Source organism: Candidatus Microthrix subdominans, assembly GCA_016719385.1.
Classification (GTDB): Bacteria; Actinomycetota; Acidimicrobiia; order Acidimicrobiales; family Microtrichaceae; genus Microthrix; species Microthrix subdominans.
On sequence record JADJZA010000006.1, the window covers coordinates 53856 to 66227 of the forward strand.

Below are 12372 nucleotides of genomic sequence, written 5' to 3' on the forward strand. Positions count from 1 at the left end.
TCGTTGTCACCGATCCGCGAAGCCAGCTTGAGGAGACCATGAGCGCCAGCGCACACGACCACCGGGAGCGCGACCTGGACTCCCCCGAGGAGATCGCCGAGATGGTTCGGCGGTTCTACCAGGACGTCGCCCAAGACGACCTGCTCGGCCCGATGTTCAACGACGTGGCCCAAGTCGACTGGGCCGAGCATCTCCCGAAGCTGGCCGCCTTCTGGTGTCGCGCGCTGCTCGGCCTGCCCGGCTACCAGGGCAACCCGTTTCGGGCCCACACGCTGGTGCACGCCCAGGAACCGTTCACCCCCGCCCACTTTCAACGATGGTTGGAGCTGTTTACCGACACGATCGAGCTCGGCTGGAGCGGCCCCAACTGCAATCGGGCGCTCACCCTTGCCCACAACGTCGCCCGGGTGCACAGCAACCAACTGCTCGGCACCTCGGTCGAGACATCGACCGCCCCCGACGAGGTGGTGTCCGCCACCATCGGACGCCGTGCCGGCGCCGTGGCGCCATGAGGGGTGACGCCACCACCGACGTGGAGGAACAGGCGCCCGCCGGCCCCTCCGTCGACCTGACCACCCGCCCGCAGGTGCACGACCTGGTCGTCGACTTCTACCGCGAGATCGTCTTCGACGAGCTGCTCGAGCCGATGTTCGGTGAGGTCGCCGAGGTCGACTGGGCCAGCCACATCCCGCGCCTGATCGACTACTGGTGCCGCATTCTCTTCGGCACCAAGGAGTACGTCGGACAGGTCATGGGGGTTCATCGACACCTGCACTCCCTCGAAGCCGTGCGTCCCGAGCACTGCGACCGCTGGTTCACGATGTGGAGCGCAGCGGTCGACCGCCATGGTGCCGGGCCGACCGCCGATCACGCCAAGGGCCATGCGGCCACGTTGATGGCAGGGATGGCCAAGCACATCTTCGGCTACGAATGGACCCCGCCGGTGCCCACCGACACCGAAGCCGTCAACGGGTCGAACTGACCCGAACCGCGCAGGCTCAGTCCGGGTTGACCACCCGGCAGCGCAGCACGCAATGGGCGGTGCGGGGGTCGCGGGGGGAGAGCGACTCCACCTCGATACCCCCGATCACCTCGGCTGCGCCCTCCGCCAGCCCCAGGTGTACGCCGCACACCGTGTCCGGGGCGACCAGCACCGCCGAGGCGAAGGGGCACTCCCCCAGCACGATCTCGACGACCTCGCCGTCGTTGCGCACCGACGGGTCGAAAGCCCTGCCGGGACATCTGGGCCACCATCTCCTCGATCGGCGACGACGACGCACCGGCCGCCCGGTAGCCCTCGCGACCGACCCGTCGGCCAAGCTCCACCGGGGTTTCCTTCGACGTGATCGCTTCGGCCAGCCACATCGACAGACGCTCGTACGGGCCGGTGACCCCCCAACGGCTCTCGGCTCCCGGCGCCACCGTGTACTGCAGGCGAGGACGACCGCGGCCACTGGGGGCGGCCACCGTTTCCTCGACCAGGTCGGCAGCCACCAGTTTGGCCAGGTGCTGGCGAATGGCGTTGTGGTTCAGCCCAAACTCGGCGGTGAGGTGCGCCACATCCAACGGCGCGTCACCATCGACGATGGCGCGAAACACCTTGTGCCGGGTGGGATCACCCAACGCTCTCGCTTGCACCTGAAGGTTCGCCATGGAATCGCAGTGAGCTCAGCGGCCCGAGCGGGCCGGGCACCAACCGACCGCCGGTCTTGTCATGTGTTCACTCTAGCAAACGCTGGAGATATTACGACTCCGGCCGTCGGGCCGCGGCCGAAACTCGACCAGGAGGGGGCGCGGCTCGACATAGATTACTTCTCATGTAGGCTAGAGATATGCCCCAGGATCTGGATCCGATCTCCCCGTCGGCCGACCACAACCGACCCGAGCCCGATCGGCCGAGCCACCCGATGGGTGCGTCGCTCCTCGTCGTCGGTGGCGTCACGTTGCTGATCATCCTCCTCGCCGTCATGAGTTCGTTCTGATGACCAACATCGACCAACGCCCACCCTCCTCCGGCGCCGAGCCGTTGGCCTCGTCCGGCGCCGCGGCACCCCCGCCTGCGGCAGCGCCCCGGGCCAAGCAACGTTCGCCGCTGCGTACGGTGGCCCTGCCCAGCGAACACGGTGGCTGGGGACTCACCCTCGAACCGGTGCTGTTGGGGCTGCTGGTCGCCCACAGCGTCTCGGCCTTGTGCATCGGCCTGGCCGCCGTACTGGCGTTTCTCGCCCGCACCCCGCTGAAGCTGGCGGTCGTCGACGCACGACGGGGACGCACCTTGGAGCGCACCCGGATGGCTCGCAAGGTGGCCGCTGCGGAGCTCGCCGTGCTGGCCGTGCTGGTCGTCATCGCCTTCCTCACCGCCACCCCGGGCTTCTGGTGGCCGATCTTCGGCATCGCCCCGTTGCTGCTCGTCGAGTTGTCCTACGACATCCGCTCACGCAGCCGTCGGCTGATCCCCGAGCTCGCCGGAGCGGTCGGCATCGCCGGCGTGGCCGCCATGATGGCGTTGGCCGGCGGCCTCGACACCGCGGTGGCGCTCGGGCTGTGGGCGGTGCTGGCCGGGCGGGCGATCGCCGCCATCCCGACGATCCGCTCCCAGGTCCTCAAGCTGCACGGCCGACCGACCAAGGCGGTCCTGCCGGTCGCCGCCGACCTGGTGGCGCTCGCCCTGGTCGCAGCGACCGCCATCGCCGAGCCGGCGCTGATCGCAGGTGCGGTCGCGGTGGCCGTCGCCATCGTTGCCCAGCGGGCCCTGATCGCGTGGGCTCCCACCGAACGCGCCGTCGTGCTCGGCATCCGCCAGACGGTGATGGGACTTGCCGTGGTGATCGCCACCGCCATCGGCGTGGCCCTCGCCTGAGCCACATTCGTTCTCGACCCAATCAACCATTCCACGAGGAGCAGCAATGAGCGATACGACCGTCACGCAACTCGACGATCTGCCCACCGATCCACCGCTCGGCGCCCTGGTCACCGCCAACCCCGGTGTGGCCCGTGTGCTGGAACAGTTTGGGCTGGACTACTGCTGCGGCGGCCAAACCCGTCTGACCGTCGCCTGCATGGAGGCCGGCCTGGACCCCGATGAGGTCCGCAACGCATTGGCCAACGTCGCCATCGACGACGAGGTCGCCTGGGCCGATCTGGAGCCGGTTGAGCTCATCGACCACGTGCTCGCCGTGCACCACGCCTACCTGCGCGACGAGCTGCCCGCCCTCGATCAGCTGGCCAACAAGGTGGCGTCGGTCCACGGAGAACGGCATCCCGAGCTGATCGACCTGGCGGCGACGGTGGCCGAGCTGCGGGCCGATCTCTTACCCCACATGGCGCGCGAGGAACTGGCGCTCTTTCCGATGATCCGTCAGCTGGTCGCTGCGGACGGCGAGACGAGTCAAGGCCCGACGGCAGCCGACCTTGATCGAGGGCCGATTGCCAGCATGCGCATCGAGCACGACCAGACCGGGCGGCTGCTCGAGCGTCTCCGCTCGCTGAGCTCCGACTTCGACGTGCCCGCCGACGGCTGCGCCAGCTACACCAGCCTGTACCAACGCCTGGCGGCGCTCGAGGCCGATACGCACCTCCACGTGCATAAAGAGAACAACGTGCTCTTCGAGGCGGTCGCCGGCCTGTAGGGCGAGCCAAGGCCGGCCCGTCGTAGCGAACACCGGCGGCCTCCGTTTCCACCACGAAGGGGCCAGCGCGGGACGACCCAGCACAGCAAGACCTCGGGCACGAAGAGGGCCCCGGGCCGATCCGCAGACCGGGCCCGGGGCCCTCAACACCGGTATCCGCCAAGCGACCTGGCGTCGGCCGTAGCCTGACGTCCAAGCGCTCATTCATCGCCCGTCGTGCCCGAGGGTGCGGCGGGCGATGCCGTTGTAGAGGCCTCTGGCCCGAAGGCCGTCCTCCCCTTGTGTGAACCGTTCGCCCGAAGCGGCCGGTCCATCCGCACCGGTCCGGGGATCGATGCGGGTGGCGAATGCCGGTGTCCTCCACGGACACTGGGACTCTGAGCCCCGGTGCCACCTCGGGCCGAAGCCCTCGGTGGTGCCCAACCGAGCTGGCGCCCGCTTGGGTCGGTCGGACCGAAGTCCTCCCGAGTCGCCAGCGTGACCTTCCGGTGTCCGATCGGCCGAAGCCGCTCGAAACCACCCTCGACGCCGAAGCGCCTCCGGTGTTGTCCGTCGGGAACGCTGGCGTTCCGTGTGGAGAAGGCACTGTGCACCCCCACGCCTTCCGGGTCAACCGTTTTGTGGACAATCCCCAGGTTGTCCCCAGGGTTTGTGGATTGTCCCCCGCACCCAGCCGGTTCTCCACCGCTCGGTGCACACTTCATCCACAGGGCGCCAGCCGCAGCATCCCGCCCACATCCCAACTCGATCGCCGAGCGTTCACCGCGCCCGGTCCCACTCCTACACTGAGTGGGTGAGCATCCCCGGATCGGCGGTCTTCCCCGCCGGCGACCCGCCCTCAAGCCCCGAGGCCGCGTGGATGGCCACCGCCATCGACGAGGCTCGTTCGGCCCTGGAGCACGGCGACGTGCCGGTAGGTGCGGTCGTCGTCGTCGACGGCGTCATCGTCGCCGCCCGACACAACGAGCGGGAGCTCACGGGCGACCCCACCGCCCATGCCGAGATCCTGGCCCTCCGCGACGCAGCTGCGGCCGGGCAGAATTGGCGACTCGACGACGCCACGCTGGTCGTCACCCTCGAACCGTGTCCGATGTGCGCCGGCGCGGCCTTGGCCGCTCGGGTGGGCCGTGTGGTGTTCGCCACGCCCGACCTCAGCGGCGGCGCTCTCGGCTCCACGTACCACCTCGGCTCCGATCCCCGCCTCGGCTACGAGTTTCCCGTCGAATCGGGCCCGGGGGCCGAAGAGGCCGCCGCCCTGCTCCGGACGTTCTTCGGCGACCGCCGCCGCTGACCCCGGCAGGCGTCAGCGGACAACCGGCTAGGAACACACCCGGCCGCCCGGCTAATGTCCTCAGCGGAGAGTTGCCAGAGCGGACGAATGGGACGGTCTCGAAAACCGTTGAGCACGCAAGTGTTCCAAGGGTTCAAATCCCTTACTCTCCGCCATTCGTTTCCCTCAAGCCCACCGGAAGCCGCTCCGGTGGGCTCGCCGGGCGTCGGGCTGGCCGGCCCGTTGAATGCTCCACTGGCACCCGGCCGATCAGGTGGGCCGGTGCACGCTGTCCTCCTGCCCACCGCCGAGTCCGAGCACCTCATCGAATCCCTCGACCAAACAGGCCATGAGCTCCTGGGGATTGGTGATCGCACTGCGGTCTGCCGTCACGCCGATGTTGCAGGTGCCCGCATACGACATGAGCGTGAAGTTGGCACTCGCCCCGATCGGCGGTCCGAACGGGTAGAAGCCCGTCACGCGCGCACCGCCGACGTAGACGGGCACGGTGAATCCAGGCACGTTGCTGGCGGTGAAGTCGACGTGCTTGAGCATTTCACCCGTGATCGACCGGGGTAGGAGGTTGAGTGCCCCGGCGATCGCGCTGGTGTAGGAGATTGACGGCTCGCTGCGCCACTGCCGGCTGATGCTTCGGATGGCCCGAATTCGGTCCTTCGGGTCGGCCAACCCCACCGGAATGACGATCCTGGCCAACGTGATGCGGTTGCCGCCCTCGGCATCGTCAGACTCCCGAACCGACACGGGCATGGTCACCCGAAGCTCCTCGACGGGCTGGTCGTGCCGGTCGTGATAGCGGGCCAGGCCGCCAGCAACCGCTGCCATGAACGCATCGTTGACGGTGCCGTCTGCCGACTTGCCGGCCAACCGCAGTTCGGCGAACGGCACGTCGAGAGTCTCGTACCGCCATGCCAACCGCCGGTCGGTCATGAGCGGTGACATAGTGCTGGTCACGGGCCGGACGAAGTTGCCGATCGAGCCGACGACCTTCAGGCCGCGCCCGGCGACGCCGATCGGGTTGCGAACCAAGCCGACCAGGTCTCTGGGCAGCCGACGCAGCTGATCCCCCGCCAATCCGACCGTCCGAGTCAGGTTCGACGAGAGCGAGTCGACGACCAGGCGGGCCGTGCTGATGCGCTCGGCCGGGGGTACAGCCGGCATAGGTCCGAGCTCCGGCGCCTCCCGCTGCAGGTCGACCACGTGTTGGGCGAGTTGGATCCCGCCGATACCGTCGGTCAACGAGTGGTGCACTTTCATCACCAGCGCCGATCTGCCATCGGTGAGGTCTTCTACGAGCGTGAACTCCCAGAGCGGACGGGCCACATCGAAGGCGGTCATGCCCGCAGTGGATGCAAAGCCGAGCACTTCGTCGAGGGTGTGCGGTGCCGGGGCGGCCATGCGGCGCAAATGCCAGCTGAGGTCGAAGTCAGGATCGGGGACACGGCGCAACGGACCGAGCCGCAGCGGCGGTTGAACGAGCAGCGAACGGAACGAGGGAGCCAACCGGGTGGCGCGCTCCATCCGGTCGACGAACACGTCCCAGTCGGGCGTGGTGTCGAACAACGCCACGGCGACGATGGTCGACCTCAATAGCGGGTCTTCCTCCATGTGTACGGCGAATGCGTCCACCTCACGCACTACCGGATCGAGGCTTTCGACCATTGCATCTCCCCCTACCACGTCGGCCCATGAAACTAGACCCGGAACCGTCCGACGGCCAGGGTCGGCCGGTCACTCAGGCCGGGCGGCAGTGTCTCTCGACCGCTGCAAACTCCAGGCCGGTTGCTGGAGACCCGGATGTCGGGGCCTCCACCGGCCGCAGAACGAGACCATGTTCTGATTCGGTGCTAGAACCGCCCGATGGGGTTCAACATCGCCGACCTGTTCGAACGCGCCGTCGACGCGGTGCCCAACCGGACGGCGGTGGTGTGCGGCGACGCCTCGTTGACCTTCGCCGAGTTCGACGTCGAGGCCAACAAAATGGCCAACCACCTGCTCGCCGAGGGCATCGGCGCCGGCGACCACATCGGCATCTACGCCCAGAACTCCGTCGAGTGGCTGATCGCCATGATGGCGGCGTTCAAAGTGCGCGGTGTGCCGATCAACATCAACTTCCGCTACGTCGAAGACGAGCTGGCCTACCTGTTCGACAACGCCGACCTGGTCGCCCTCGTCCACGACCGGGCCTACCTCGACCGCATCGAGGCGGTGACCGCTCGCGTGCCCGGCCTGAGGCACTTCGTGATGATCGAGGACGGCAGCGACGCCGACCCGACCCGAGTGGGTTCGGTGCCGTGGGCGGAGGCGGTCGCCGACGCCAGTACCGAACGTCCACAGCTGGAACGCTCGGGCGACGACCTCTACGTGCTCTACACCGGCGGCACCACCGGCATGCCCAAGGGGGTGGTGTGGCGCCACGAGGACGTGTTCTACGCGCTCGGCGGCGGGGTGGACGCCTACACCAACGAACGGGTCACCCACGGCCACGAACTGGCCGACAAGGCCAGAGCATCCGACGCGCCAATGGTGGCGCTGAACACCCCGCCGCTGATGCATGGCGCCGCCCAGTGGGGCTCGCTGCGGTTTCTCTTCGAGGGCAACACGGTGGTGTTCGTCCGCAACTTCAGCGCAGAGGCGGTGTTCGACGCCATCGAGGCCAACCGGGTGACGACGATCGTGATCACCGGCGACGCCATGGCCCGCCCGCTGGTCGAAACCCTGGCCGAAAACCCCGACCGCTGGGACCTGTCCTCGCTGTTCGTCGTGTCCTCCAGCGCCGTCGTCTTCAGCCCGTCGGTCAAGGACCAGATGCTGGAGCTGCTCCCCGACATCATCATCGTCGACGCCATTGGCTCGTCGGAGAGCGGGATGAACGGCATGGTCGTCCAGACCAAGGGCCAGACCAGCACCCACGGCGGCGGCGGCCCCACCGTCACGGCCGGACGCGACGCCGTCGTGCTCGACGACCACCTCAACCCGATGCCCGCGGGTACCGGCGTGATCGGCCGGCTGGCCCGGGGCGGCAACATCCCGGTGGGCTACTACAAGGACCCTGAGAAGACCGCCACCACGTTCGTCACCGCCGCCGACGGCGTCCGCTACGCGGTCGCTGGCGACTTCGCCACCCTGGAGGCCGACGGCACGATCACCCTGCTCGGTCGCGGCTCGGTATCGATCAACTCCGGCGGCGAGAAGATCTTCCCCGAGGAGGTGGAAGGCGTCCTGAAGGCCCACCCCGGCGTGTACGACACCCTGGTGGTGGGGGTGCCCGACGACCGCTGGGGCCAGGCGGTATGCGCTGTGGTGCAGCCCCGCCACGCCGACGCCCCGCCCGAACTGGCCGATCTGGCCGATCACTGCCGCAACCACCTGGCCGGCTACAAGGTGCCCCGCCACCTGGTGCTGAGCGACCAGATCGTCCGCTCACCCAGCGGCAAGCCCGACTATCGCTGGGCCTCCGGCCTGGCCGACGAGCAGATGGACCACACCCCCTGACACTTCGGGCCGGGGTGAACTGAACTCCCACCGCCGAGCGCAGCGGGAACACCGAGCGGCCGCAGTACGTTGAGTCGACCACCATGCACGCCTTCAGCTACATGCGCAACGCCCGGATGGGCATCGACGAGACCGAGCGACCCACCCGTCAGACGATCCGGCGCGTGCTCTCCTTTGCCCGTCCGTACCGCTCCCAGCTGATCGCCTTCGTCACCGTGATCGTCGTCGAGTCGGTGCTGGCCCTGGTGCCGACGCTGGTCTTCCGGGCGCTGATCGACAACACGATCCCCGACAAGAACACCCAACAACTCGCCATGCTGGCGGGCATCGTGATCGCGGTCGGGTTGGTCACCGCCGCGTTGTCCCTGCTCGAACGCTGGTGGTCGTCCCGCATCGGCGAGGGACTGATCTACGACCTCCGTACGGCGCTGCACGACCACGTACAGCGCATGCCGGTGGGCTTCTTCACCCGCACCCGCACCGGAGCGCTCACCAACCGCATGAACAACGACGTGATCGGCGCCCAGCGGGCGCTCACCGGCACGCTCGGCTCGGTCGCCTCCAACGGCGCGGCGCTCACCGCCACGCTGATCACGGTGTTCGCGCTCGAATGGCGCCTCACCCTGCTGTCTCTGGTGCTGTTGCCCCTGTTTCTGGTGCCCGCTAGCCGGGTCGGTAAGCGGCTGGCGGCGGTCACCTTGGAGGGAATGAACCTCAACGCCGAGATGAATACCAGCCTCACCGAGCGCCTCAGCGCCGCCGGCGCCCAGCTGGTGAAGCTGTACGGCCGTTACGAGGACGAACAGGCCACGCTCGACACCCAGGCCGCCCGGGTGCGCGACATCGGGGTGCGCCAGGCGATGACCGTGCGCACCTTCATGACCGGCCTCGAGCTGGTCGGCATGGTGGCATTGGGCGTCCTGTACTGGCTGGGCGGCCTGCTCGTGATCGACGGCGGGCTGACGCTGGGCACGCTGGCCGCGCTCACCATCCTGATGCCCCGCATCTACCAACCGCTCAGCGCGCTGAGCAACACCCGGGTGGACGTCATGGGCGCCCTGGTCAGCTTCGACCGGGTCTTCGAGGTGCTCGACCTGCCCAACCCGATCACCGATGCGCCCGACGCCACCGAGCTGACCGCGCCCGCCGGTGCGCTCGAATTTCACCACGTCGACTTCAGCTATCCGGGCAGCGAGTCGACCTCGATCGCCTCGCTGGAGGCGGTCGGCGAGGACCACCGCGAGGGCGGGCCGGTGTTGCGCGACGTTTCGGCCAACGTCGAGCCCGGCTGGACGGTGGCGCTGGTCGGCCCGTCGGGCGCCGGCAAGACCACGTTGGCCTCGCTCGTGCCCCGCCTGTGGGACGTCACCTCCGGGTCGATCACCTTCGACGGCCACGACGTGCGCTCCCTCACCCAGGACAGCCTGCGGGCGGCCATCGGGGTGGTGCCCCAGGACCCGCACCTGTTCCACATCACCGTTGCCGAGAACCTGCGCTATGCCCGGCCCGGCGCCACCGACGACCAGCTGCGCCAGGCTGCACGGGCCGCCCAGGTGCTGTCGGTGATCGAGGCGCTGCCCCAAGGCTTCGACACGGTCGTCGGTGAACGGGGCTACCGGCTGAGCGGAGGCGAGAAGCAACGGGTGGCGATCGCCCGCATGCTGCTGAAGGACCCGGCGATGGTGATCCTCGACGAGGCCACCTCCAGCCTGGACACCGAGTCCGAGGCCGCTGTGCAGCGGGCGCTGGCCACGGCACTCGAGGGCCGAACCGCCCTGGTGATCGCCCACCGGCTGTCGACGATCGTCGGCGCCGACCTGATCCTGGTGCTCGACGAGGGGCGCGTGGTCGAGCGGGGTCGCCACAGCGAGCTGTTGGCCGACGACGGCCTGTACGCCGCGCTGTACCGCACGCTGGTCGAAGGTTCCGAAGCGCTGCTCCCCAGGATCGAGACCGTCGCGCCGTAGGCGCTTCGGCGAGCGATGTGCTCGCAGATGGCGCTCGACACGCGTGCGCTGCGTGGTGAAATCCGGAAGCGACCACGGCGCAGTTGATGTCACAGCGCACCACTAGCCTGAACCGGTGGCCGCTCCCACCTTCACCGTCGGCGAGCTCGTCGACCGAGCCAACCAGGCCTTGGTCGACGTGTTTCCCGGCGAGGTGTGGGTGGAGGGCGAAATCCACAACAAGGGCCGCCCCTCCGCCGCCGGACACACCTATTTCAGCCTGGTCGAGGGTCGTACCGACCCGGTGACCGGGCGCAAGCAGACCGCCACCGTCAACGTTGCGCTGTTCAACAAGGCCCGCGACCGGGTGAACCGCCACCTGCGCCGGGCGCACGGACAGGTACGCATGGACGACGGGGTGCGGGTGCGACTGCGGGGCACGGTGGCGATCTACCCGGCGAGCAGCTCGTTTCAGCTGGTGATGGTCGGCATCGACCCAACGTTCACGCTGGGCAGCCTGGCCGCCGAACGCGCCGCCCTGCTGCAACAGCTCGAGGCCGAGGGCCTGCTGGTCGCCAACGCCGCCCGCCCCCTGGCCACCCTCCCCCAGCGGATCGCCCTGATCGCCAGCCGAGGTTCGGCGGCCGAGACGGACTTTCTCCACGAGCTGGAGCTCAGCCGGTTGGCCTTCCACGTCACCCGCATCGATTCCCGGGTGCAGGGGGTCGATGCGCCCGCCGAGGTCGCAGCAGCCCTCGCACTGGCCTCCTCGCTGCCCCTCGACGCCGTCGTGCTGGTGCGCGGCGGAGGCGCCCGCACCGACCTGGCCGCCTTCGATGCCGAAATCGTCGCCCGAGCCGTGGCCGGCTGCCGGCACCCGGTGCTGACCGGCATCGGCCACGAGGTGGACACCTCGGTCGCCGACCAGATGGCCCACCGTGCGTACAAGACGCCGACCGCAGCCGCCGGCGCGCTGATCGAGGCGGTGACCCTGTGCCGCCAGGAGACCGAGGAGTGCGCCGCCCGCCTCGGCCGGGCATCGACCCGGGCCCTGGGCCGCACCGACGAGGACTTCGCCGAGCGCCGCCGCCGGGTGGGCGACGCCGCCGCCCGCGCCACCGACCTGGCCGACGCACGGGTCGCCGCCGCCTTTCCGCGGGTCGCTGCCGCCGCACGCCGCTCGGTCCGCCAGAGCGAGCGCAGCGTGCAGGCCGCGGCCTCCGGTGTGCCGCTGCTGGTCGGCGCCGCGTTGCGCTCCGCCGAAGGACGCCTCGACGAACCCACCCGCCGGCTCGCCCGGGTCGGGTCCCGGCTGGACCGGGCCGCCGAACGGCTCGATCACACCGAAGCGCTCGTGCGCTCAGCCGACCCGGCGCACCTGTTGGCCAAGGGCTTCGCGATCGTGCGCAGCACCCCTGCGGATCGACCCGCCCGTCTGGTTCGCAGCGTCGGCCAGGTGGCCGCCGGCGACCTCCTCAGCATCCGGCTGGCCGACGGCACTCTCGCCACCGCCACCGCCACCGCCACCGCCACCGCCACCGCCACCGCCACCGCCACCGCAGCGACAACAGGCCCGCCGACGGACGACGCCGACGAGAGCCACCACACCGACGGCTCGACTCCCCGAGCCCCCGGCACGACCGAGCCGGCGAGCACGGCCGTCGCGACCAGCAGCATCGACCCCACCCGCACCGAGGACCCCCAGGACCACCCATGAACGAGACGACCCCTACCTCCGCCGAATCCACGACCGAGGCGGCTACCGGCGACCCGACCGGCGCCGAGCTCGGCTGGGCCGAGGCGATGGGCGAGCTGTCGGGGATCCTCGCCGAGCTGGAACGCGACGACGTCGACCTCGACGTGCTCGCCGACCGGGTGGAGCGCGCCGCCTGGCTGATCTCGGTCTGTCGAGAACGCATCGCCGGCACCCGCCTGCGCGTCGACGAACTGGTGGCCGACCTGATCCCCGAGGACCCGACCGGGTGATCGGTGCCCGCTTCGGATCCGACCTCAA

Annotated in this window: 12 protein-coding genes and 1 tRNA gene; 11 read left to right on the plus strand and 2 right to left on the minus strand. The window is 69.4% G+C overall.

Annotated features, from left to right (window positions below):
- Positions 1–38 precede the first annotated feature (38 nt).
- Both IPN02_08345 and IPN02_08350 read left to right on the plus strand, forming a co-directional pair.
- Complete coding sequence (locus tag IPN02_08345) at positions 39–512, plus strand: group III truncated hemoglobin (protein MBK9296833.1); 474 nt, start codon at positions 39–41, stop codon at positions 510–512.
- A complete protein-coding gene (locus tag IPN02_08350; GenBank protein MBK9296834.1) occupies positions 509–982 on the plus strand; it encodes a group III truncated hemoglobin in 474 nt (157 codons plus the stop codon). The genes IPN02_08345 and IPN02_08350 overlap by 4 nt, the downstream gene beginning before the upstream one ends.
- On the opposite strand, the gene IPN02_08355 is transcribed toward IPN02_08350, so the two are convergent.
- Complete coding sequence (locus tag IPN02_08355) at positions 925–1653, minus strand: helix-turn-helix domain-containing protein (GenBank protein MBK9296835.1); 729 nt, start codon at positions 1651–1653, stop codon at positions 925–927. The two genes, IPN02_08350 and IPN02_08355, sit on opposite strands and share 58 nt — an antisense overlap.
- Positions 1654–1832: 179 nt before the next feature.
- Here IPN02_08355 and IPN02_08360 point away from each other — a divergent pair, with 179 nt between their 5' ends.
- The 5 genes from IPN02_08360 to IPN02_08380 all read left to right on the plus strand — a co-directional run bounded on the left by IPN02_08360 (position 1833) and on the right by IPN02_08380 (position 5075).
- Positions 1833–1982: a hypothetical protein gene (locus tag IPN02_08360; protein MBK9296836.1), complete on the plus strand. Its 150-nt coding sequence runs from the start codon at positions 1833–1835 to the stop codon at positions 1980–1982.
- Positions 1982–2860, plus strand: a complete 879-nt coding sequence (locus IPN02_08365) for a YwiC-like family protein (GenBank protein ID MBK9296837.1) — start codon at positions 1982–1984, stop codon at positions 2858–2860. Before IPN02_08360 ends, IPN02_08365 begins: the two co-directional genes overlap by 1 nt.
- Before the next feature lie 46 nt (positions 2861–2906).
- Positions 2907–3629 (plus strand): iron-sulfur cluster repair di-iron protein, encoded by a 723-nt coding sequence (gene ric, locus IPN02_08370; GenBank protein MBK9296838.1) that lies wholly within the window; start codon positions 2907–2909, stop codon positions 3627–3629.
- Positions 3630–4488: 859 nt separating this feature from the next.
- Positions 4489–4920, plus strand: a complete 432-nt coding sequence (locus IPN02_08375; protein ID MBK9296839.1) for a nucleoside deaminase — start codon at positions 4489–4491, stop codon at positions 4918–4920.
- A gap of 65 nt (positions 4921–4985) precedes the next feature.
- Positions 4986–5075: transfer RNA gene (locus tag IPN02_08380), tRNA-Ser, on the plus strand.
- 94 nt (positions 5076–5169) lie between these two features.
- On the opposite strand, the gene IPN02_08385 is transcribed toward IPN02_08380, so the two are convergent.
- Positions 5170–6579 (minus strand): DUF1298 domain-containing protein, encoded by a 1410-nt coding sequence (locus IPN02_08385; protein MBK9296840.1) that lies wholly within the window; start codon positions 6577–6579, stop codon positions 5170–5172.
- Between the two features lie 198 nt (positions 6580–6777).
- On the opposite strand from IPN02_08385, the gene IPN02_08390 reads away from it, so the two are divergent.
- From IPN02_08390 to xseB, 4 genes are all read left to right on the plus strand, one after another.
- Positions 6778–8412 carry an acyl-CoA synthetase gene (locus IPN02_08390; protein ID MBK9296841.1) on the plus strand — a complete coding sequence of 545 codons (1635 nt, stop codon included), beginning with the start codon at positions 6778–6780 and terminating at the stop codon, positions 8410–8412.
- A gap of 83 nt (positions 8413–8495) precedes the next feature.
- On the plus strand, positions 8496–10379 hold the full coding sequence (locus tag IPN02_08395; protein MBK9296842.1) for an ABC transporter ATP-binding protein: 1884 nt from the start codon (positions 8496–8498) through the stop codon (positions 10377–10379).
- Between the two features lie 115 nt (positions 10380–10494).
- A complete protein-coding gene (gene xseA / locus IPN02_08400) occupies positions 10495–12075 on the plus strand; it encodes an exodeoxyribonuclease VII large subunit (GenBank protein ID MBK9296843.1) in 1581 nt (526 codons plus the stop codon).
- Complete coding sequence (gene xseB, locus IPN02_08405) at positions 12072–12344, plus strand: exodeoxyribonuclease VII small subunit (protein ID MBK9296844.1); 273 nt, start codon at positions 12072–12074, stop codon at positions 12342–12344. The genes xseA and xseB overlap by 4 nt, the downstream gene beginning before the upstream one ends.
- Positions 12345–12372 lie beyond the last annotated feature (28 nt).